Origin of the sequence: Ketobacter sp., from assembly GCF_003671495.1 — a bacterium.
Taxonomy (GTDB): domain Bacteria; phylum Pseudomonadota; class Gammaproteobacteria; order Pseudomonadales; family Ketobacteraceae; genus Ketobacter.
In genome coordinates, this window is the sequence record NZ_RCHN01000012.1 from 27,732 (window position 1) to 50,253 (window position 22,522).

At 56.7% G+C, this 22,522-nt stretch carries 18 protein-coding genes; 12 read left to right on the forward strand and 6 right to left on the reverse strand.

The annotated features are described in order from the left end of the window. Positions 1 to 62: 62 nt before the first annotated feature. Positions 63 to 581 (reverse strand): GspH/FimT family pseudopilin, encoded by a 519-nt coding sequence (locus tag D9N14_RS04835; RefSeq protein WP_290577514.1) that lies wholly within the window; start codon positions 579 to 581, stop codon positions 63 to 65. A 108-nt stretch (positions 582 to 689) separates the two neighbouring features. Between D9N14_RS04835 and thiO the strand changes: the two genes are divergently transcribed. Further along, on the forward strand, positions 690 to 1,799 hold the full coding sequence (thiO, locus tag D9N14_RS04840) for a glycine oxidase ThiO (protein ID WP_290577516.1): 1,110 nt from the start codon (positions 690 to 692) through the stop codon (positions 1,797 to 1,799). Between the two features lie 7 nt (positions 1,800 to 1,806). Here the strand turns inward: thiO and D9N14_RS04845 are convergent, their stop codons facing one another. From D9N14_RS04845 to D9N14_RS04855, 3 genes are read right to left on the reverse strand one after another with little or no spacing between them, the layout of a single operon-like run. After that, the gene (locus D9N14_RS04845) at positions 1,807 to 3,186 is read right to left on the reverse strand and encodes a sigma-54-dependent transcriptional regulator (RefSeq protein ID WP_290577518.1); all 1,380 of its coding nucleotides are present in this window, start codon (positions 3,184 to 3,186) and stop codon (positions 1,807 to 1,809) included. A gap of 2 nt (positions 3,187 to 3,188) precedes the next feature. Further along, on the reverse strand, positions 3,189 to 4,817 hold the full coding sequence (locus tag D9N14_RS04850) for a two-component system sensor histidine kinase NtrB (RefSeq protein WP_290577520.1): 1,629 nt from the start codon (positions 4,815 to 4,817) through the stop codon (positions 3,189 to 3,191). Further along, positions 4,810 to 5,049, reverse strand: a complete 240-nt coding sequence (locus D9N14_RS04855) for a PP0621 family protein (protein ID WP_290577522.1) — start codon at positions 5,047 to 5,049, stop codon at positions 4,810 to 4,812. Before D9N14_RS04855 ends, D9N14_RS04850 begins: the two co-directional genes overlap by 8 nt. Before the next feature lie 109 nt (positions 5,050 to 5,158). On the opposite strand from D9N14_RS04855, the gene D9N14_RS04860 reads away from it, so the two are divergent. Continuing rightward, the gene (locus tag D9N14_RS04860) at positions 5,159 to 6,811 is read left to right on the forward strand and encodes an NAD+ synthase (protein WP_290577524.1); all 1,653 of its coding nucleotides are present in this window, start codon (positions 5,159 to 5,161) and stop codon (positions 6,809 to 6,811) included. Positions 6,812 to 6,888: 77 nt separating this feature from the next. On the opposite strand, the gene D9N14_RS04865 is transcribed toward D9N14_RS04860, so the two are convergent. After that, positions 6,889 to 7,707, reverse strand: a complete 819-nt coding sequence (locus D9N14_RS04865; protein WP_290577526.1) for an outer membrane protein assembly factor BamD — start codon at positions 7,705 to 7,707, stop codon at positions 6,889 to 6,891. 164 nt (positions 7,708 to 7,871) lie between these two features. Between D9N14_RS04865 and rluD the strand changes: the two genes are divergently transcribed. The 4 genes from rluD (at position 7,872) to D9N14_RS04885 (ending at position 15,210) form a co-directional block, all read left to right on the forward strand. Further along, positions 7,872 to 8,831 carry a 23S rRNA pseudouridine(1911/1915/1917) synthase RluD gene (gene rluD / locus D9N14_RS04870; RefSeq protein WP_290577528.1) on the forward strand — a complete coding sequence of 320 codons (960 nt, stop codon included), beginning with the start codon at positions 7,872 to 7,874 and terminating at the stop codon, positions 8,829 to 8,831. After that, positions 8,809 to 9,573 carry a peptidoglycan editing factor PgeF gene (pgeF, locus tag D9N14_RS04875; RefSeq protein WP_290577530.1) on the forward strand — a complete coding sequence of 255 codons (765 nt, stop codon included), beginning with the start codon at positions 8,809 to 8,811 and terminating at the stop codon, positions 9,571 to 9,573. The genes rluD and pgeF overlap by 23 nt, the downstream gene beginning before the upstream one ends. Before the next feature lie 127 nt (positions 9,574 to 9,700). Continuing rightward, positions 9,701 to 12,274, forward strand: a complete 2,574-nt coding sequence (gene clpB, locus D9N14_RS04880; protein ID WP_290577532.1) for an ATP-dependent chaperone ClpB — start codon at positions 9,701 to 9,703, stop codon at positions 12,272 to 12,274. Between the two features lie 203 nt (positions 12,275 to 12,477). Beyond that, positions 12,478 to 15,210 carry a hybrid sensor histidine kinase/response regulator gene (locus D9N14_RS04885; RefSeq protein WP_290577534.1) on the forward strand — a complete coding sequence of 911 codons (2,733 nt, stop codon included), beginning with the start codon at positions 12,478 to 12,480 and terminating at the stop codon, positions 15,208 to 15,210. 30 nt (positions 15,211 to 15,240) lie between these two features. Here D9N14_RS04885 and D9N14_RS04890 read toward each other — a convergent pair whose 3' ends face one another. Then, entirely contained in the window at positions 15,241 to 15,699 is a 459-nt protein-coding gene (locus D9N14_RS04890) for a DUF4124 domain-containing protein (RefSeq protein WP_290577536.1), read from the reverse strand. Positions 15,700 to 16,242: 543 nt separating this feature from the next. On the opposite strand from D9N14_RS04890, the gene D9N14_RS04895 reads away from it, so the two are divergent. From D9N14_RS04895 to D9N14_RS04920, 6 genes are all read left to right on the forward strand, one after another. Beyond that, entirely contained in the window at positions 16,243 to 17,964 is a 1,722-nt protein-coding gene (locus D9N14_RS04895; RefSeq protein ID WP_290577538.1) for an acetolactate synthase 3 large subunit, read from the forward strand. 2 nt (positions 17,965 to 17,966) lie between these two features. After that, positions 17,967 to 18,458 carry an acetolactate synthase small subunit gene (gene ilvN / locus D9N14_RS04900; RefSeq protein WP_290577542.1) on the forward strand — a complete coding sequence of 164 codons (492 nt, stop codon included), beginning with the start codon at positions 17,967 to 17,969 and terminating at the stop codon, positions 18,456 to 18,458. 66 nt (positions 18,459 to 18,524) lie between these two features. Continuing rightward, a complete protein-coding gene (ilvC, locus tag D9N14_RS04905) occupies positions 18,525 to 19,541 on the forward strand; it encodes a ketol-acid reductoisomerase (protein ID WP_290577544.1) in 1,017 nt (338 codons plus the stop codon). A gap of 201 nt (positions 19,542 to 19,742) precedes the next feature. Then, positions 19,743 to 20,618, forward strand: coding sequence for a CDP-diacylglycerol--serine O-phosphatidyltransferase (gene pssA, locus D9N14_RS04910; protein ID WP_290577546.1), 876 nt, complete (start codon positions 19,743 to 19,745; stop codon positions 20,616 to 20,618). Positions 20,619 to 20,673: 55 nt separating this feature from the next. Then, a complete protein-coding gene (gene msrP / locus D9N14_RS04915) occupies positions 20,674 to 21,669 on the forward strand; it encodes a protein-methionine-sulfoxide reductase catalytic subunit MsrP (RefSeq protein WP_290577548.1) in 996 nt (331 codons plus the stop codon). 18 nt (positions 21,670 to 21,687) lie between these two features. Continuing rightward, positions 21,688 to 22,248 (forward strand): sulfite oxidase heme-binding subunit YedZ, encoded by a 561-nt coding sequence (locus D9N14_RS04920; protein ID WP_290577550.1) that lies wholly within the window; start codon positions 21,688 to 21,690, stop codon positions 22,246 to 22,248. Positions 22,249 to 22,522: the final 274 nt, after the last annotated feature.

Consider the following 22,522-nt stretch of genomic DNA (forward strand, 5'->3'; position numbering starts at 1 on the left):
ACTCAGCAATGGTGCCCGCTGCGCTCTTTGGCTACTATTTCCAGTTCCAGCTCAACCCAGATTCAACACCAGGTTTGGTCTTCTTTGTTGGGTTTCAATTTCACTTTGCCAGAGCCTGAAACCGTAACCTGATAGGCGTTCTTCTGTTTGCCGTCCACCGGGCACAAGGTAAAAGTGGTTTGATCCCAGGGCGTCCAGCCACTGACTCTGAAATCAATATTCGGATTGTTGGCATTGTTGTTGGTCTTGCTGATGGCAACCTTCTCGCTGACGTTCAGTGACGCCATGATTTCATCCGCTGCGCCATCTTCACCGCGTTTCACCGACAGAATGCTGGAGGTCCAGTCGTTGTCGCAATTGGCGCTGTCCGAGCTGCCGCAAACGGACACCAGGTTGCGATGCTCAACGGCGATCAGGCGGGATAAGCGCAGCAATTCCACCAATTGCTGGCTGGTGGTGCGAACCCGGTTTTTCTCCATCATATCCACAAAGGAAGGCGTGGCGAAACCCAGCAGCAGAGCGGCGATGATCATTGTGATCAACAGCTCCACAATCGTAAATCCCTTTGTTGTGCGTTGCATGGTGGCCCCCGTTTGATTGTTCTATTGAGAAAAAACACTGATATTGAAATCCCGTTAGATTACCATCTCGTGGGTGGATACTGAATATTTTAGAGACGCAAGGTTCTTATGGCGGATGTAGTGATTGTAGGGGGCGGTGTGATCGGGCTTTTGCTGGCAAAAGACCTGGTCCAGCGTTCGGTGTCGGTACGAATCATTGAGCAGGGCGACGTTGGCCGGGAGGCGTCCTGGGCCGGTGGCGGCATCGTTTCACCCCTGTATCCCTGGAATTACTCTGCCCCCATCACCGCGTTGGCCAGCTGGGCGCAGCAAGCCTATCCACAGCTGGCCGCAGAACTGTCAGCACTGACGGGCATTGATCCGGAGTTCAATCCCTGTGGACTGTTGATGCCGGACCCGCCCAACCGGGCTGAAATCGCCCACTGGGCGGACCGAAACCAAAAGCAGTTTGGTATTCTGTCGCGGCACGCCGCTGTCGAACAGGAGCCTGCTCTGCAGTTGCCATTCGAAGAAGCAGTCTGGTGGCCCCACATCGGCAACATCCGTAACCCGCGACTGCTGCGAAGCCTGCAGGCCTATCTGGAAGCGGCCCCCAACTGCAGCATCCAAACCCGTTGCCCTGTGCAGGGCTTTGAGCAACGCGCCAACGGCCGGGTCGGGGTGATCACTGACGGAAAAACCATAGAAGCCCCTAAAGTCGTGGTCTGCACCGGTGCCTGGTCGGGGCAGCTGCTGGCGCCGCTGGGATGCACGATGCTTGTTGATCCGGTGAAGGGCCAGATGCTGGTATTTGAGCCGCGGCCGGGGCTGATCAACAGTATCATCCTGCACGAGGGGCGCTATCTGATCCCGCGACGGGACGGTCGCATTGTCGTCGGCAGTACCTTGGAATTCACCGGCTTCGACAAATCCACGTCCGGCGACGCCCGCTCAGCGTTGTTGGAAAAGGCCTATCAGTTGGTGCCGGCCCTGCAATCTGTGTCGGTGGAAGCCCATTGGGCCGGCCTGCGGCCGGGGGCGCCCCATGGCATTCCTTATATCGGCGAACTGCCCGGGTGGGAGAATCTGTATGTGAACGCGGGGCATTTCCGCAATGGCCTGGTGTTGGCGCCGGCTTCCGTACGACTGATGACCAACCTGTTGTTGGGGGAAACGCCCATTGTAGACCCCAGGCCGTATCATCCCCAAACTCCGCGGCCGTCGGCAGAAATGTTCTAGGCAGCGCTTATTCGTCGGTGTCGAGCCCCAATTTCTTCAGACGATAACGCAGGGAGCGGAAGCTCATTCCGAGTTTTTTGGCGGCGGCGGTTCGGTTCCAGCGGGTCTCGTCGAGGGCTTTGAGAATCGCCTGCTTTTCAATGTCGGTCAGGTACTCTTCCAGCGAATCCCCTTCCACAAAGTCGGGAATGGCGTGTTCGCCCTGGGCGGCGGTGGTGGGCTTCTGCACCGGAACACCGTCGGTGGGCAGCTGCAGGTGCTCGGGGGTGATCACCTCGTCATCACACAGCGTCACGGCCCGCTCCAGAATGTTTTCCAGCTCGCGCACGTTGCCGGGGAACTGATACGCCCGCAATGCCTGCTCTGCTTTGGCGCTCAGTTTCGGCAGGTCCATATCCCAGTCTTTGGCCAGGGACTGCAGCACATAGGTGGCCAGCTGGGTGATATCATCACCACGTTCCCGCAAGGGGGGAACGCTCACCTGGATTACGTTGATCCGGTAGAACAAATCCTGGCGAAAGTCGCCGTTTTCCACCAGCCGGGACAGGTCCTTGTGCGTGGCACTGAGGATCCGCACATCGGTGCCGATCTCTTTTTGCGAACCTACCGGGCGCACGGCCTTTTCCTGAATGGCGCGCAACAGTTTGACCTGCATTTGCATGGGCAGGTCGGCGACTTCATCCAGAAACAGGGTGCCACCTTTGGCGGCCTGGAACAGCCCCATCTTGTCCTCATAGGCGCCGGTGAAGCTGCCCTTGCGATGGCCGAAGAATTCACTTTCCATCAGCTCGCTGGGAATGGCGCCGCAGTTGACCGGAACAAAGGGGCCTTCTGCTCGGGGGCCCAGGCGATGGATTTCCCGGGCCACCAGTTCTTTACCGCTGCCGGATTCACCGCTGATGTAGACCGGAGCCTGGCTGCGGGCCAGCTTTTTAATCTGTACCTGTAGTTTCTTGATCTGTGGGGATTGACCCAGAATGGGGGAGTCTCCCACTTCCGCCACCGGCTCCTGCTTTTCGAATTTCAACTTCAGCGCGGTGTTCACCAGATCCCGCAGGCGCTGCAGATCCACCGGTTTGGACACGAAGTCGAAAGCGCCGGCTTTGAGGGCGCTGATGGCGGTTTCCATGCTGCCGTAGGCGGTCAGCACGGCCACCGGCAGGTTAGGGTGATTGCCTTGAATGTACTTCACCAAATCAATACCGTTGCCATCGGGCAGGTTCATATCTGTAATGCAGAGGTCGAAGTTTTCCTGCTCCAGGGAGACATGGGCTGAATCCAGATTCGCAGCTGTGAACGTTTCAATATTCATCCGGGACAGCGTCAGCTCCAGCAGTTCGCGGATATCCGGTTCATCATCGACGATCAGTGCTTTGTATTGGTTCATTGTTATATTGTCACTATTCTGGATGGGTGAGAAAACGTGATCCGGAAGCAGCTGCCACTGGTGACAGGGTGGTAATCTAGGCGGGCCTGATTGGCCTCGCACAGTTCCCGGGCAATATACAGCCCAAGGCCGGTACCACTCTTTTCTGAAGTGTAGAACGGTTCGAAGATTTTATCCTGTTGGTCCGCGGGCACTCCGGGCCCCTGATCAATGATATCCAGTGTGGGCTGCTCGGATTGAATGTTCAGATCCGCCACCACCGTCAGTGTGCGCTGGCCGGTGTTCTGTTCGCTATATCGAATCCCGTTCTGGAACAGGTTGGTGAGCACTTGCTGGATCTGTGAGGGGTCAATGCGGAATTGCAGATCTTTCTTCTTGCTGACGAATTTGATTTTGCACTGCTGATCCTGATTGCTCTGGAAATCCTGGATGAAATTCTTCAGCCAGTCGTGCATGTTCAGCAGCTCCGGCTCCACCTGTTTGCGCCGTGATAGCTGCAGTACGTTTTCGATGACTTTATTGGCCCGGATGGTATGTTGATGAATGATTTCGCAGAGCCGGGCATCCCCTTTGTTGAGTTCCGTAGATTCCTGCAGCAGCTGGGCGGCATGGCTGATGGCCCCCAGCGGATTGCGGATTTCGTGGGCGATGCTGGCAGTGAGGCCACCCAGCGAGGCCAGCTTCAGTTGTTGGGCCTGTTGCGCCATGCGCGAGTTGTCATCAATGAAGATCAGGATGTTGGCCTGTTCCGCCGCTTCCATCAGGGTAAAGTTGGATTGCACTTCCGGTCCGGTAACGTGAGGCCGGAACGGCTTGGGCCGTTTGTACGGGTCCTGGCGCCATGCTTCCAGTTGCTCCGCCAGTTGCGGCGAGAAATTTTCCAGGGATTGATGCTTGCTCATGCTGGGCATGCCGAACATTTTCCAGCAGGCATCGTTGATCAGCAGAATGTCGTTGTCCTGGTTCACCACCACGATGCCCGTGCGCATGCGCTGGATGATCAGGTGGTTCAATTCTTCCAGGTTCGCCAAATCCTCCGCCTGACGTCCGGCCAGGGCGGCGCTTTCCCGCAGGCGGCGTGATATCTGTTGGGCCAGGATCGAGGTGGCGAAACAGGCAATTCCGATGATGGCGGTTTGCAGAAAGTCTTCCTGCTTGAAGGTGCCGTGGAGTACACCGTTTAAAATCTGTTTGTAGAGGATCGCGAGGGTGGCTACGGCGGCAAAAAACGTCGCCAGGATGCCTTCCACCAGGATGCCACCGGCCGCCACCGAGACGATCAGCAGAATGGTGAGGTTGCTGTTGCTTTCGCCATTGGCGTATTCCAGCAGGGCGATACTGATGATATCAATCGTGATGACGATGAAGATCTGGATGCTGATGCGACCGGCTCGGAGGCGGTTGATGAACAACCCCATGATCGCCAGCACCAGATACGTGGATATGGTGGCGAAATAGAGCCGCTCATCCAGGCCGGACGACTTGGCGCTCTGGCTGGTTTCCAGGAAATAGGCGCCCACCAGGCTGAGGGCCAACGCCAGCCGGTAGTAGAGGTAGATCTGCAGCAGACGCCACTGGTTCTGCCGCACCTCCTCTAATGCGGAAGCATTTTGATGTTCTTTTTCACTCATCGGGATGTTGTTCGAGGTAGGCCTGACGGTGATCCGGGCTGCAGAAATACAGTTGTTTGTGGCGGCAGGCCTCGGCTTCCGGCAGATGCACGCCACAATGGTCGCACTTGCGCATGGCGTCGGCCTGCTGGGTGTCCTGGGGTGTTGGGTTGCTGCTGCGGGTCAGTTTGCGATACACAAAGATCAGCAGGCTCACCAGGGCGATTAAAATAATTAAACGTATGATCATCATATAGGCTCCTCAATGTTATTGGCCTTTGCGCGGCGATCCGATTTGGCCCAAAATACGCGCATATTTTGCCAGAGCCGGGCAGTGGTTGGATTGTTAGGGTGTAAAATTCATGAAAAACAATGATTTACAAGTCATTATAGCGCAGTTGGATTTCATGGTAGGGGATATTGACGGGAATACCTCGCAAATTTTGGATGCGGTCCGTCGCGCCCACCAGGAATTCAAGGCGGATATCGTTGTTTTTCCGGAGCTTACACTGACCGGTTATCCGCCGGAAGACCTGTTATTCCGGGCCAGCATCCGCATTCGGGTGGAAAAAGCCCTGGCCCGTCTGTGCGCGGAACTGCCGCCGGAAATCTATACCCTGGTGGGGTATCCGCGGCGTGAAGAAGGGGCTTTGTACAACACAGCGGGCCTCATTCAGGGCGGAAAGATTATTGCTGAGTACCACAAGCAGGAGCTGCCCAACTACCTGGTGTTTGATGAAAAGCGCTATTTCCAGCCCGGCAGTGCACCGTGCGTAGTGAAGATCAAGGGGCACCCGGTGGCGATCACCATCTGTGAGGACATGTGGCACCCCGGCCCGATGGCGCAGGCCCGTGACGCCGGAGCCGCCATCATGCTCAATCTCAATGCATCCCCCTTTCACCTGGGCAAGGAGCGGGTTCGTCAGGAGCTGTTGGCGCAGCGGGCGCAGGAAGGCAACATGCCCATTGTGTATGCCAACCTGGTGGGCGGTCAGGATGAGCTGGTGTTCGACGGTGGATCGGTAGTGGTGGATGCCGGCGGTAGCCTGTGTTTCCGGGCTCCGGCCTTCGAGTCGGGGCTGTATCCGGTGATGTTGCGGGAGCAGGAGTCCGAGCGCGGGTTGGTGCCGGTGGCGGCTTCCGTTGCGCCGCCGCAATCCGCAGAGGAAAGTGCCTATAACGCACTGGTGCTGGCGGTGCGGGATTACGTCAACAAGAATGGTTTCAAGGGCGCGGTGCTGGGGCTGTCCGGCGGCGTGGATTCGGCGCTGACCCTGGCGGTGGCGGTGGATGCCCTGGGCGCAGACCGGGTGGAGGCGGTGATGATGCCGTTCCGTTATACCTCACAGATGAGCCTGGACGATGCAGAAGAAGAAGCGGTCGCGCTGGGGGTCAGCTATAAAGTGCGCCCCATCGAGCCGATGTACGAAGCCTTTATGCAGACCCTGGCGCCGGATTTTGAAGGCACGCCCCGGGACACCACCGAAGAAAACCTGCAGGCCCGTTGCCGTGGGGTGATGCTGATGGCGCTGTCCAACAAGAAGCGGTTTATCGTCCTCACCACCGGCAACAAAAGCGAAATGGCGGTGGGCTATGCCACCCTGTATGGCGATATGGCCGGTGGGTTTGATGTGTTGAAAGACGTGCCCAAAACCCTGGTGTTCCGGCTGTGCGAATATCGCAACCGCTTGACCCCCGACAACCCACCGATTCCCCAACGGGTGATTGACCGTCCGCCGTCAGCGGAGCTGGCGCCGGACCAGAAGGATGAAGACAGCCTGCCGCCCTATCCCGAGCTAGACGCCATTCTGGAAATGTATGTGGAGCGGGATTTCAGCGCCGACGCCATTGTGGCGCAAGGCTATGATCAGGAAGTGGTGCGCAAGGTGATTCGATTGGTGGATCTGAATGAGTACAAGCGCCGTCAGGCGGCCGTCGGTGCCCGCATTACGTCACGGGCCTTTGGGCGGGATCGTCGTTACCCCATTACCTGTAAGTGGCCGGCGGGCGAGTAGCCGCCGGCCACTTACAGGTAATGGGGGACGGTTGCGGAGGGATAGCCGCGCCGAGCGTGCTTCTGCGGCTCCGCAGGTCAGTCGATCAGACCAAACGAGAGAATGTTGGCCCAGGAACGGCGACCCCGTTGGGTTTTCTCATACTCAAAGGCGCCGGATTCGAGCCGCGGATGCTGCGGAAAATTCGCTTTCAGCACTGCCACAGAGCTGTCCCGTAACTCCGGCTGATCCAGCTCAGTGTAGGCTTCTGCCATCACCACCAGGGCATTGGCCACCGAGGGGCTGGTGTCGAAGTTCTCCACCACATAACGGCCGCGATTGGCGGCTGCCACAAAGGCTCCCCGACGCATATAGAACTCTGCTGCCCGCAGTTCATAGGCGGCCAGCAGGTTGCGCAGGTACACCATGCGCTGACGGGCATCCGCGGCGTAGAGGCTGTTCGGAAAACGGTTGATCAGACGGTTGAAGTCCTCAAAGGATTCCCGCGCCGGACCCATATCCCGCTCGGTGAAATCACTGGGAATAAAGCGCTCCAGCAGGCCGCGGTCCACACTGTAGGAGGCCAGGCCTTTCATATAATAGGCGTAATCCAGCTGCGGGTGATCCGGGTGGGTGTTGACGAAGCGCTCGGCGGTGGCCGCGGAGGCTTCATAATCCAGGGCGCGGTAATGACAGTAGATGAGATCCAGTTTAGCCTGGGACGCATAGCGGCCGAAGGGGTAGCGGGATTCCAGACCCTGCAGCCGCTCAATGGCCAGGCTCATGTTGTTGGCTTTGATGGCCGCCTGGGCGTCTTCGTAAAACTGCCGCTCCGACAGTTGCGGGGTTTTGGGGCCAGAGGCACAGCCCGCCAGCAACACCAGGGTAGCGAGGGTCAGGCCCAGACGTTGGATCAAAGTAGTTCGCCGAAACAGCATAGGGTGTTTTAGTCCACGATTATTATTTTCGAAGCGGGCATTATAGCCAGTTTGAACGCCCAGGGCAGCCCACCGCAGCAAAGTCAGGTTTCTGCCCTGATTATCAGGTAAAATATCCGACCCCCGCGTTAAGAGAGAGTTCCATGACCCAGCAAATACAACTCAGTGCCCAGGTGACCGATGAGCAGGCCGGCCAGCGGCTGGATCAGGTGGCAGCGGAGCTGTTTCCGGATTTTTCCCGTTCCCGTCTGCAGACCTGGATCAAGCGGGGCGAGCTGACGGTCAACGGGCAGCCCCGTAAGCCCCGGGAGAAGGTCATCGGCGGCGAGAGCCTGACCATCGACGCCGAACTGGAGCCAGAGCAGAGCTGGGAGCCCCAGCCCATCGACCTGGACATTGTCCATGAGGACGAGCACCTGCTGTTGATCAACAAGCCAGCGGGGCTGGTGGTGCACCCGGCGGCAGGTAATCGTGACAGCACGCTGTTGAACGCCCTGCTGCACCATGCGCCGGAACTGGCCACATTGCCCCGGGCGGGCATCGTGCACCGCATCGACAAAGACACCACCGGTCTGCTGGTGGTGGCCAAGACCCTCAAGGCCCATGCCTCCCTGGTGTCCCAGTTGCAGGAAAAAACCGCTTTCCGGGAATATGAAGCCATTGTCCAGGGTGTCATGACCGGCGGTGGCAAGGTGGATGAGCCCATCGGGCGCCATCCCACCCAGCGTACCCGGCAGGCCGTGACCCACTCCGGCAAGCCCGCGGTGACCCATTATCGGTTGATTGAGCGCTTCCGCGCGCACACTCACATCCGGGTGCAACTGGAAACCGGGCGCACCCACCAGATCCGGGTGCACATGGCCCACATACAGTACCCGCTGCTGGGTGACCCCACCTACGGCGGGCGGCTGCGTATTCCCAAGGGCGCCACCGCTGAATTAGTGGAAGCCCTGCGCCAGTTCAAACGCCAGGCCCTGCATGCCAGGAAACTGGGGGTGGAGCACCCGGCCACCGGCGAATATTGCGAGTGGGAAGTGCCGCTGCCAGAGGATTTTCGCGACATGATCAAGGTGCTGCGGGATGACGTTGCCAGCGATCAGTGACGACTATCCGGCCCATTGGTTGCAACCGGAGTGGTCGCTGCCGGGGGTGCGGGCCTGGTGCACAACCCGGTATGGGGACTGCTCGCAACCACCCTACGACGGCTTCAACACCGCCAACCATGTAGGGGACGATCCGGCTTCGGTGGCGGCCTGCCGTGCTGCGTTGTCCAGTTACTTTCAGTGGCATTCCGAACCGCAATGGCTGCGGCAGGTGCACGGTACTCAGGTGGTGGAGGCGCAAGGCGACGGGCTCGAGCGGGAAGCCGACGGTGTCTACAGCAGGCAGCCCGGGCAGGTGTGTACCCTGCACACAGCGGATTGTTTACCGGCTTTTTTTGCCAGCGCAGCCGGCGATGAGGTGGCCCTGGCCCATGCTGGCTGGCGGGGCCTGGCGGATGGTGTATTGGAAGCCACCCTGCAAACATTCCAGGCCGATCCCGCGGAGATTCTCGTCTGGCTTGGGCCAGCCATCAGCCAGCCCAACTATGAGGTGGGGGACGACGTGCGGGACGCTTTTCTGCAACAGGCCCCCCACCTCAGCACCTGTTTTGAACGTAACCCTCGGCAACGCTGGCAATGTGATTTGGTGAGCCTGGCCCGAGCCCGCTTGCAGGAAGCCGGCGTACGCCACATCTCCGGTGGTCGCCATTGTACCTTCGGTGACCCCCGCTTCTTCTCCTTCCGTCGCCAGCCGGTGACCGGACGCCTGTTGTCCCTGATCTGGATTGATCCAGCTCAATAACGCCACTTCGTTTTCCCCTTTAAATGCTCAAAGGCGTTGAAAAAGCGCCTGTGCGCCCCCAAATTGTAAAGCAGTTTAAGGGGCGTATAGGTGCGCCGCAGAGCAGAAAAGATTACGAGGGTGTTACATGCGAATTGACCGATTGACCAGCAAGCTGCAGATGGCGTTATCCGACGCCCAGTCGATTGCAGTGGGGCGGGATCATAATTTTATTGAGCCGGTGCATGTGCTGTCGGCCATGCTGGAAGACGCCAGCGGCAGCATCAAGCCGTTATTGGCCCAGGCCGGTGCCAACGTAGGCCAGTTGAAGGACGAAGTCACCGCCCAACTGATCCGTTTGCCCCAGGTGCAGAACCACGATGGCGACGTGCACATGTCCAACGACATGGGGCGCATTCTGAACGTGGCGGATAAATACGCGCAGCAGCGTGGTGACAAATACATTTCCAGTGAAATCGTGCTGCTGGCCATGGTGGAGGACAAAGGTACCACCGGACAGATCTTCAAAAAACTGGGCATCACCAAGCAGGATCTGGAAACAGCCATTGAAAAAATTCGTGGGGGTGAACAAGTGAACGATCCCAATGCAGAAGAATCCCGTCAGGCGCTGGAGAAATACACTCTGGATCTGACCAAGCGCGCCGCTGACGGCAAACTGGATCCGGTGATTGGCCGCGATGATGAAATCCGGCGCACCATCCAGGTGTTGCAGCGTCGCACCAAAAACAACCCGGTGCTGATTGGGGAGCCTGGTGTGGGCAAAACCGCCATTGTGGAAGGTCTGGCGCAACGGGTGGTCAACGGCGAAGTGCCGGAAGGTCTCAAAAACAAGCGCGTGCTGTCCCTGGACATGGGCTCGTTGCTGGCCGGTGCCAAATACCGAGGAGAGTTCGAGGAGCGCCTCAAGTCCGTGTTGAATGAACTGGCAAAAGAAGAGGGCAGTGTGATCCTCTTTATTGATGAGTTGCATACCATGGTGGGTGCCGGCAAAAGCGAAGGCGCCATGGATGCCGGCAATATGCTGAAGCCGGCGTTGGCCCGGGGTGAATTGCATTGCGTTGGCGCCACTACGCTGGATGAGTACCGTCAGTACATTGAAAAGGATGCTGCGCTGGAACGCCGTTTCCAGAAGGTGTTGGTGGATCAGCCCTCGGTGGAGGACACCATTGCCATTCTGCGCGGATTGAAAGAGCGTTACGAAGTGCATCACGGCGTCAACATCACCGACTCCGCCATTGTGGAAGCCGCCAAATTGTCCCAGCGCTACATCACGGATCGGCAGTTACCGGACAAGGCCATTGACCTGATCGATGAGGCCGCCAGCCGCATCCGCATGGAGATGGATTCCAAGCCGGAAGAGTTGGATCGCCTGGACCGTCGCCTGATCCAGCTGAAGATGGAACGGGAAGCGCTGAAAAAAGAGGAAGACGAAGCCTCCCGCAAACGCCTGGACAAACTCAACGACGACATCGACAAAATTGAAAAAGAATACGCGGATCTGGATGAGGTCTGGACCGCAGAGAAAGCCTCACTGCACGGTAGCCAGCAGATCAAGGCGGATCTGGAACAGGCGCGTATTGATCTGGAGCAGGCCCGCCGCAGCGGCGACCTCACCAAAATGTCCGAGTTGCAGTACGGTCGTATTCCCGCGTTGGAAAAGCAGCTGGATATGGCGGCCCAGGCGGAAATGATGGAAATGAAACTGCTGCGCAACAAGGTAACGGAAGAGGAAATCGCCGAGGTGGTGTCCAAGTGGACCGGTATTCCCGTGTCCAAAATGCTGGAAGGCGAGCGGGAAAAACTGCTGAAGATGGAGGACGCCCTGCACCAGCGTGTGGTGGGGCAGGATGAGGCCATCAAAGCGGTGTCTGATGCCATCCGTCGTTCCCGCGCCGGCTTGGCTGATCCGAACCGACCCAACGGATCATTCCTCTTTCTGGGGCCCACCGGTGTGGGTAAAACCGAGCTGTGTAAAGCCTTGGCGACGTTCCTGTTTGATACCGAGGAGGCATTGGTGCGCATCGATATGTCCGAGTTTATGGAGAAGCACTCTGTGGCCCGGTTGATCGGTGCCCCCCCAGGCTATGTAGGCTACGAAGAAGGCGGTTACCTGACCGAGAGCGTGCGCCGCAAACCCTATTCCGTGATTTTGCTGGATGAGGTGGAGAAAGCGCATCCCGATGTGTTCAACATTCTTCTGCAGGTGCTGGAGGATGGACGCCTTACCGACGGACAGGGGCGTACTGTGGATTTCCGTAACACGGTGATTGTCATGACCTCCAACATGGGCTCTGACGTCATTCAGACCATGGCAGGCGAAGAGCAATATGACCGTATGAAAGCCGCGGTGATGGACATTGTAGCCACGCACTTCCGACCGGAGTTGATCAACCGCATTGATGAACTCGTGGTCTTCCATCCGCTGTTGAATGAGCAGATCAAGGGCATTGCTGAGATCCAGCTGGCCAACCTGCGCAAACGGCTGGCGGACCGGGATCTGACCCTGGACTTGTCGGACGAGGTCATGGCCCGTCTGGTGGAAGCCGGCTTCGATCCAGTGTACGGTGCCAGGCCCTTGAAGCGGGCGATTCAGCGGGAGATCGAAAATCCTCTGGCCCAGTCCATCCTGAGTGGGGAGTTTCTGCCCGGAGATACCATTCGTGGAGCCCTGGTGGAAAACGTTATCCGCTTCACCAAATAGCGGCACATTCAACAGGTTAAGTCCCCCCAAGAGGCCCGGACATGTCCGGGCCTCTGCCGTTTGCATGCTTCCGGCGCAGCCCCCGGATTCGTACTATCCTTAATAGATTGATGTGTAGTACGAATGGTGCCAAGGCCAATTCCCTAATTGAGTTTTCCGCTTTGGTCGGTTCCGGTTCTCAATCCGCAAAGTGGTATGGTGGTTTGCGCACGTTTGCTTTTATTTTCATCCTGTTGCACATGCTCGGCGTGTCGGTCGCTCTGGCGGAGCTGAACCTGTCTGACGCCGGAAGCGACAGCACTGGGCAATTTGATTATGCCCAGTTGGAATATGTGTTGTTGCATGAACCGGGTACAAGTCAGAACCTCCCGGCGGAATCTGCCTGGCAACGGCACTCCGATACGGTGCCCAATTTCGGCTTTACCCACGACACGCTCTGGTTACGATTTACCGTCAGCAACCCCCAAGTCGACACGGTGTCCCGTTTGCTGGAAGTGGGTTATCCCCTGTTAGGCCGGGTTGAGCTCATCCACATGCAGGGTGACCGCACGCTGGGCAGTCTGGAGATCGGCAACAATGTCGACTTCCGGCAACGCCCGATCAATCATCGTAACTTGGTATTTCCCCTGTCTTTCCCACCGGAATCCGAGTCCACGGTGTATCTGAAAATTCAGGGTGGTAATGGTATCCAGGTACCTTTGGCCCTATGGAGTGAGTCCCAGTTCTGGCAGACGGATCAGCACCGGCTTTCCTGGCTCAATCTGTACTACGGATTAATGTTGTCGATGATCTTCTACAACCTGTTTCTGGTGTGGGGGGTTCGCGATATTGTTTATCTGTATTACGTCTTCACGATGGTGGGGGTGCTGCTGTTTCAAACTGTATTGTATGGCACCGCCTTTCAGTTTTTATGGCCGGCCCACCCGCAATGGAACGCCGTCAGTATCGCTTTCTTTATTCCCATCGCGACCGGGTGTGCCAATCTGTTTTCCAACAAGATGCTTCGGATCAAAGAGGTATCGCCCCTGTTGCATCAATTGGTTATGTTGCAGATTGTGGGCGCTCCGGTGTTGTCCCTGGCCAGCCTGGTATTTCCCTACCAGTATGTGGTTCCCATCTCCACCTTTATGACGGCAACCAGTGCCTCCACCATCGGTTACCTGGGAATTCGCCATTGGTCTCAATACGAGGTTGATGCCCGGATTTTCACCGTGGCCTGGAACGTTTTTGTGTTTGGTTGCGTGGTGATGGCATTGAGCAAGTTCGCGCTGCTGCCCTACAACTGGTTCACTCATAATCTGGTGCAAATTGGCTCTGCCCTGGAGACCATCCTGTTGTCGCTGGCACTTACAGCGCGCATCAACCGCTTGCGCGAGGATCGTCTTAATCTGGAGAAAATCCAGTTCCAGGCCCGGGAAAAAGAAATAAAGGCAGAACGGGAATTGATGGAGGCAAAATACGAGAGTAAAGCCAAAAGTGAATTCCTGGCGGTCATGAGTCATGAGATCCGCACTCCGATGAACGGCGTGTTGGGTATGCTGGACCTGCTGAAAGATACACCGCTCAATAAAGAGCAGGCCCGCATGGTGGGCACCATCGAAAGCTCTGGCATGCTGCTGTTAAACATCCTCAACGACATATTGGACATCAGCAAGATTGAGTCCGGTAAGCTGAAACTGGAATCCATTCCCATGTCGTTACACCAGATCATCAATGATGCTGTAGGGATTTTCGCAGCATCTGCGCGGCAGAAATCTTTGCTGATGGCCTCTTTTGTCAGTCCTTCCCTGAACAGTCCATTGATGGGTGATCCCACCCGGCTCAAACAGGTGGTGTTCAATCTGGTGGGCAATGCCATCAAGTTTACAGAACAGGGCCATGTGTTTGTTCGCGTGGTGTGCGTGGATGAGGGTCAAGTGGGGGAGGGTTGCCAGCGGGTGCGGATCGAAGTATCGGATTCCGGCATCGGGTTATCGAAACCGGCCCAGGAGCGATTGTTTCAATCCTTCAGTCAAGGTGACCGTTCTACTAGTCGAAAATACGGTGGCACCGGCCTGGGGCTCGCCATCAGCAAGCGTCTGGTGGAAGCCATGGCAGGGAGCATCCATGTCGACAGTCGGGAGGGTGAAGGCAGTGAGTTCCGGGTTGAGCTGGACTTGCCGGTAGTGCCGGGCAGTTCAGCTGGGCGACGCCATCCGGCGCCGGCGGTTGTGACTCGTATGGACTATCCACCCCTGGAGGCGTTTCTCAAACAATGCCTGCAAATGGAGGGCATGGTGGTGCTGCGCGATGAAAGCGATCGCATTCCCCCAGGGTCAATCCGCATCGTTGGTTCCGATAAAAGCGTCACCTGCACCCTTTATCAAGGGACGCCGGCATCCGCTCAGACTCACGAATCCCCCTTCAATATTAACGCCTGCTTGGGCTGGGAACCGGGAGCGATGGCCAACCCGGATCTCGCGCACAAAGCAGGTAATGTTGCCCGGGAGCGGCCAGAGCTTGACCTGGCTGGAAGAAAGTTACGCCTGCTGGTGGCGGAAGACAACGCAGTCAATCAGCTGGTCATTAAGGAGTTGCTGAAGCCCTGGGTGGAACAGCTGGACCTGGTGGCCAACGGCGTGGAGGCGTTGCAGCATTATCAGCAAGCAGGGCAAACCTACGATTACGTGCTGATGGACTGTGAAATGCCCGAGATGGACGGCTACGAGGCCACCCGCCGTATCAGGGAGTATGAGCGGGCCCAGGGTTTGAGGGCAGTGCCGATCGTCGCACTGACCGCCCACGCCTTCGAAGAGTTCAAAGATAAGGCATTCAGGGCGGGCATGGATGCGCATTTGGCCAAACCACTGAACCGGGAACGGCTGCTGCAATTTTTCAGGGAGAGCCAGGCAGTACAGTCGCTGTCGTCTCAGCAGGCAGGGGGAATGCGGGGGTAGTCAGGCCCCACGCAGGTGGGGCGGAAGGGATCAGAGACCTTTGCAGTTTTCGTCGATATATTTGCCGACTTCTTCAACCCGTTTCTTGATCTCATCTTCACCGAGATAACGTACTTCACCGTTGGCATCGGTTTCCTTAACCCGGCGGTTGGCCTTGAGCTGAGCCAGGTTCTGGCGCTGGATCTTGCAATTGTTGGCCATAATCTCACGGTTCTGTTTCTCAACAGCGGATTCCTCCTGGGGAGCTTGCTGGGCGGTTTCCGCTGCCTTGCGCTTTTCCTCCAGTTTTTCAATGGCCTGCTCCTGATCGCTGGAGGCACCGGTTTTTACGTTCACCACCGAGGCGGTTTCGGTGTCCGGCGGGTTCTCACCATAGTGCGTGACCCCCTGTGAATCCACCCATTTATAGAACTTGCCGGCGTGGCTGGCAGGCGAGATCAGCAGGGATATGCACAGGGCGGACAGCAGCAGTAATGGTTTTTTTATCATGACGTTGCTCTAATCTGTGAAGTAACTACTCTAACTATAGCTGGTTGGGCGCCGGGTTCGCAGGAATTCGCGCTCATTTTGTGAATTCAGCAGCGCTATTGAGGCGCTATTTGAAAAGTATAGGTGAAACCGCGCTAAGTTCATGGTTTTCCACATAAAGATACTCTATTGACAAAATTTACATCCGTCGTCAAGATATGCGGCTCACTGAGGTGGGTGCAAATCGCTGGGAGAAACCTGACCGATTTGCGCTAGAGCGAGAGTATCGCCACATTTGGGCAGGCCCCGCGCGCCGGCTTACCTGCCATACCCCGTCGATCTCGCTAGATAAATCATAGGCTTAACAGCGTATGAGGCAATTGGGCCAAAACCCCCGTGCTCTGATTGCCAAGCTAGCTTTGACCCACAGGCCGCCCCGATTGATTGGTAATGCAATGGGGTGGAACTGACATTCATGACTTTAATTGGATTGTAACAGGCTTGGGCAAGGGCTGATCGGTCATTGGGACTGACGCTGCTTGTTCAGGATTAAGGTGTGAGATCGTGGAACTTCTTTCTGGTGCAGAAATGCTCGTCCGGGCGTTAAAGGACGAGGGTGTAGAGACTGTGTTCGGCTACCCTGGTGGTGCCGTTCTGCATATTTATGACGCGCTGTTTCAACAAAAAAGCATTAGCCATGTGCTGGTTCGCCATGAGCAGGCAGCAGCTCACATGGCGGACGCGTTTTCCCGAACCAGCGGTAAGACGGGTGTCTGTCTGGCAACGTCTGGTCCCGGCGCCACCAATACCGTCACCGGTATTGCCACCGCCTACATGGATTCCATTCCCCTGGTGGTCATCACCGGGCAGGTGCAGTCGGACTGGATCGGCGATGATGCCTTCCAGGAAACTGACATCGTGGGTTGTACCCGTCCCATTGTGAAGCACAGCTTCATGGTCAAAAAGACGGAAGACATCCCGGCGACCATCAAGAAAGCATTCTATATAGCCAGTACCGGCCGGCCCGGCCCTGTGCTCGTGGATATTCCCAAGGATTTGACCAATCCGGCCATCACCTATGAGTACAACTACCCCGCCAAGGTAAAGCTGCGTTCCTACAATGTGGTGTCCAAGGGGCATTCCGGGCAGATCAAGAAAGCCGTGGATCTGTTGATGGCGGCCAAGCGTCCCATATTTTACACCGGTGGGGGTGTCATTCAGGGCAATTCCGCCGCTGAGCTGACCGAGCTGGTGCGAAAAATGGGGTTCCCCTGCACCAACACCTTGATGGGCCTCGGTGGTTTCCCGGGCGATGACCCTCTGTTCGTGGGGATGCTGGGAATGCACGGCACCTATGAAGCCAATATGGCCATGCACCATGCCGACGTGGTAATGGCCATCGGCGCCCGTTTCGATGACCGTGTTACCAACCACACGTCCAAGTTCTGCCCTAACGCCAAAATCATCCACGTGGATGTGGACCCGGCCTCCATTGCCAAGAACATTCCGGTGGACATCCCCATCGTGGGTCCGGTGGATCAGGTTCTGAAGGAGATGCTGGAGCAGCTGGAGAAAACCGACGAGAAACCGGACCAGCAGGCCATCGAAGCCTGGTGGAAGCAGATTGATGCCTGGCGTGCGTACCACGGCATGCGCTATGAAACCAATCCTGACCTGCTCAAGCCGCAACAGGTCATCGAGGCGCTGTACCAGGTCACCAATGGTGAAGCCATCATCACCTCCGATGTGGGGCAACACCAGATGTTCGCCGCCCAGTACTACAAGTTCAAGCATCCCCGCCAGTGGATCAACTCCGGCGGTCTGGGCACCATGGGCTTCGGCCTGCCGGCGGCCATGGGTTGCCTGGTCGCGCGACCGGACGCCACTGTCGCTTGCGTCACCGGTGAAGGCAGTATCCAGATGAACATCCAGGAGCTGTCCACCTGTCTCCAGTACCACTTCCCGGTGAAGATCATCAACCTCAACAACCAGTCCCTGGGCATGGTGCGTCAGTGGCAGGATATGCAGTATCAGGGTCGCCATTCCAGCTCCACCTATGAAGAGTCCCTGCCGGACTTTATCAAGCTGGCGGAAGCCTATGGCCATGTGGGTATGCGAGTGACCAAGCCGGCAGATCTGGAAGGTGCCATGAAAGAGGCGTTTGACCTGAAGGATCGCCTGGTGTTTATGGACATCTCGGTGGATCCCACAGAGCACGTTTATCCCATGCAGATTAAAGACGGCTCCATGCGTGACATGTGGCTGAGCAAAACGGAGCGAACCTGATCATGCGACGAATTATCTCAATCCTGATGGAAAACGAACCAGGTGCGTTGTCGCGGGTTGTGGGTCTGTTCTCCCAGCGAGGCTACAACATTGAAACGCTGACCGTGGCTCCCACCAATGATCCGACGTTGTCCCGTTTGACTCTGACTACCAGTGGCTCGGATCGGACCATTGAGCAGATCACCAAGCAGCTGAACAAGCTGATCGAGGTGGTAAAATTGGTGGACCTGAGTGAGGGGGCCCATATTGAGCGCGAGCTCATGTTGGTGAAATTGAAGGCCACCGGTGCCCAGCGTGCTGAAATCAAGCGAACCGCTGACATCTTCCGTGGCCAGATAGTCGACGTCACCAGTTCGGTTTACACCGTGCAGCTGGCGGGAGCCAGCGACAAGCTGGATGCTTTCCTGGAATCCGTGGGGGAGGCCTCGATTCTGGAAGTGGTGCGTTCCGGGGTGTCCGGCATTGCCCGTGGCGACAAGGTGCTGGCATTGTAAGCCGGCGAATGAAAAGCAACTCATTACATTATTGCGAAGATAGCATTTACATATAGAGGAAGACCCATGCAAGTTTATTACGACAAAGATTGCGACCTTTCCATTATCCAGGGCAAGAAAGTGGCAATCATCGGTTACGGCTCACAAGGCCATGCACACGCAAACAACCTGAAGGATTCCGGCGTTGAAGTTGTCGTGGCTCTGCGTGAAGGTTCTGCTTCTGCGGCCAAAGCCGAAGCGGCTGGCCTGAGTGTCAAGGCGGTACCGGAAGCGGTGCAGTGGGCGGATCTGATCATGATCCTGACCCCGGACGAATTCCAGGCCCAACTCTACAAGACAGAAATCGAGCCCAACCTGAAACAGGGTGCGACACTGGCTTTTGCTCACGGTTTTGCGATTCACTACAATCAGGTTGTACCCCGTGCAGATCTGGACGTGATCATGGTTGCCCCTAAAGCGCCCGGTCACACAGTGCGTTCCGAATTCGTGAAAGGCGGCGGCATCCCTGACCTGATCGCTATTTATCAGGATGCTTCCGGTAATGCCAAGAATGTCGCTCTGTCCTATGCCTGTGGTGTGGGCGGTGGTCGTACCGGTATCATCGAAACCACCTTCAAAGACGAAACTGAAACCGATCTGTTCGGTGAGCAGGCGGTGCTCTGCGGTGGCGCGGTTGAGCTGGTTAAAGCCGGTTTTGAAACCCTGGTGGAAGCTGGTTACGCTCCGGAAATGGCCTACTTCGAGTGTCTGCACGAACTGAAGCTGATCGTGGATCTGATGTACGAAGGCGGCATTGCCAACATGAACTACTCCATCTCCAACAATGCGGAGTACGGAGAGTATGTGACCGGCCCGGAAGTGATCAACGATCAGTCCCGTGCAGCCATGCGCAACGCGCTGAAACGCATTCAGGATGGTGAATATGCCAAGATGTTCATCTCGGAAGGCGCACACAACTATCCTTCCATGACGGCCTACCGTCGCAACAACGCGGCACACCCCATCGAGCAGGTGGGCGCTAAACTGCGTGAAATGATGCCTTGGATTCAGGCTAATAAAATCATCGACAAATCCAAGAACTGATTGGGTCTGTTGAAGCAAAAAACGCGGCAATTGCCGCGTTTTTTGTTTTCCGTCATCAAATTATTGTAATGTGGTTGCAAAATTGACTATGACGCTCCACATTAACCCAAGGCGAGGCGAGTGTGCCCTGCACGCTACAGCCAGTGTCAACAGCTAACAATTGCGAAAAGATACAAAGATCCAAGGGTAGAAGGTGCCAATATGGTAGAGAAAGCCAACCAGAAAAATGAGCCTAAAGCCGAACCGGCACAGCAGACCAACGCTAAAACTGCTCCCGAATCTGCTGCCACTCCCACTGATCCAGCCGAGCACCCTGAGTTTGAGGATTATGGCGTCACATTTGAAGTGGTGGAGGGTGAAGAGGTCGTCGGTGGCAAAAAGATCCGCCGTAAGGGCGTCTATCTGTTGCCCAACCTGTTTACGACTGGAGCGCTGTTTTCAGGGTTTTACGCCATTGTGGCGGCCATGAACGGTATGTTTGAACAGTCCGCCATAGCGGTCTTTGTGGCAATGATACTGGACGGGCTGGATGGCCGGGTTGCCCGCATGACCAACACCCAGAGCGAGTTCGGGGCGCAATACGACAGCCTGTCCGATTGCATCTCCTTTGGCGTGGCGCCGGCATTGGTGTCTTATTCCTGGTCTCTGTCCAACCTCGGCAAAATCGGCTGGATGGTGGCCTTTGTCTTCGCCGCCTGTGCTGCTTTGCGCCTGGCGCGTTTCAATGTCCAGATTGATACCGCCGATAAGCGCTATTTTACCGGTCTTCCCAGTCCTGCCGCCGCCGCGGTGGTGGCCGGGATGGTTTGGTTTGGCACAGAGAGCGGTTTTGACGGGCAGGCGGTGGCCGGTATCGCGGCGCTCCTGACTGCATTTGCCGCAGTGATGATGGTCAGCAACGTAAAATACAACAGTTTCAAAGAGTTGGACTTCAAAGGGCGGGTGCCTTTCGTGGCCATTCTGGTGGTGGTGCTGGTATTGGCGGTGGTGGCATCCTACCCCGCCGGCATGCTGCTGGCGATTTTCCTCATCTACGCCATCAGCGGTCCGCTGCTGGCCTTCAAACGAAAAAAGTGAAACATCCGGGAGTCGACTACATCTAACTTATAACTGTTAGATGAGGCGCTTCCCGATGTTGATCAGGTCACGAGACAAAACCGAGCCAAAATCCTTCGAAATCACCCCTGAAACCGGCTATTGGTCGCGGCGCGACTGGCTAAGGGCTGTGGGACTAATGGGGGCCGGGCTGGCAACGCTGAAGAGTGTGCCTGCAATGGCGTTAGAGCAGGGTGTCACTTGGCAAGCAATGATGAAAACCAAGTTGGCCAACAGCAGCAAATGGCCGTCATCCACCTCAGAAACGCCAACGCCCTACAAAGATGTGGTGACCTACAACAACTTCTATGAATTCGGCACCGGCAAGAATGACCCGGTGAACAACAGCGAAGGATTCAAAGTCGACCCCTGGCGGGTCAAGGTGGAAGGTGAGGTGGCCAAGCCTGGCCACTATACGCTGGAAGACATACTGCGGCCCCACACGTTCGAAGATCGTGTCTATCGTTTTCGCTGTGTGGAAGCCTGGTCGATGGTGGTACCCTGGGTTGGATTTCCGTTGGCCGATCTGATTAAGCGTTTCGAGCCTACCTCCAAGGCCAAGTACGTGCGTTTCGAAACCCTGGTGGATCCGGATCGTTTCCCTGCACAAAAGTTTGGCCGGTCCACCATCCCCTGGCCCTACGTTGAGGGGTTGCGCATGGACGAAGCGCTGCACCCATTAACACTTATGGTCACGGGCGTCTATGGTAAGGCCTTGTTGCCTCAGAGTGGGGCGCCGTTACGCCTCATGGTGCCGTGGAAGTATGGTTTCAAAAGCATAAAGTCCATCGTCAAAATACAATTCGTTGAAAAAGCACCTCGATCCACCTGGCAGCAATTGGCTGCACAGGAATACGGGTTCTATGCCAACGTGAACCCCGAGGTGGATCATCCCCGTTGGAGTCAGAAGCGGGAGCGCCGCCTGCCTAACAGTATCTGGGATCCGAACTGGATACCGACGCAAAAATTCAATGGCTACGAGGAGCAGGTTGGACCCCTCTATGCCGGCATGAACCTCAAAACCCATTACTGATTGAGTCCGAGTGGTTTGATGCTGCGCTTCATCGTCCACTTTGGGGCATGCCTGCCTCTGGTGTGGCTGAGTTATTTGGTGCTCTCTGGCGAAATCGGCGCAGACCCCGCTGAGCGCCTGGTTCGCGAGCTGGGCTTTTTTGGCGCCTGCAGTCTATGGGGCTCGCTCAGCCTAACCCCCCTGCGTTTATTAACCGGCGTTCCCCAATGGGTGGCCTATCGGCGTGCCCTTGGCCTATGGGCGTTTGCCTATATCTCGCTGCATCTTGCCGCGTTCATCAGTGTTTGGGCGGGGTTCGACTGGGGAATTGTGATGGAAGAGGTGACCCAGCGACCGTACATTTATGTTGGACTGCTGGCTTGGCTGCTGATGGTGCCGCTTGCTTTGACCTCCACCCGGGCTGCCCGCCGCCGCCTGGGGCGCCGCTGGGGTATATTGCACAAACTGGTCTACCTGGTGGCTGTGCTAGGGCTGCTCCATATGGTCTGGATCGCCAAGCTCGACTACCTCCAGGTCACCCTGTTTTTCCTTGCGCTGTCCCTGCTGTTCGTCGTTCGCTGGCGTCTGGGGAGGAAATAATTCGGCAAAGTTCCCGCCCCCGGCTACACTCTTTTCACGCCGCCAAATTAAGCTTGATTTTCCTGCGCACGGTGAGCTCTGTGGCTTCCAGCGGAGACGTTGATGGCGTTTTGGAAACAAGCAAAAAATCAAGCATAAGATGTTGAAACTTTAGTTAAAAAAAGCGTTGACGTTGTAATTGAGATGCCTATAATGCGCACCACTTCGACGGGATAGGCGCTCAGAGATGAGGCAGCCGGAGCGGAGAAGGACGCAAAACGGGGCATTGAGCTGG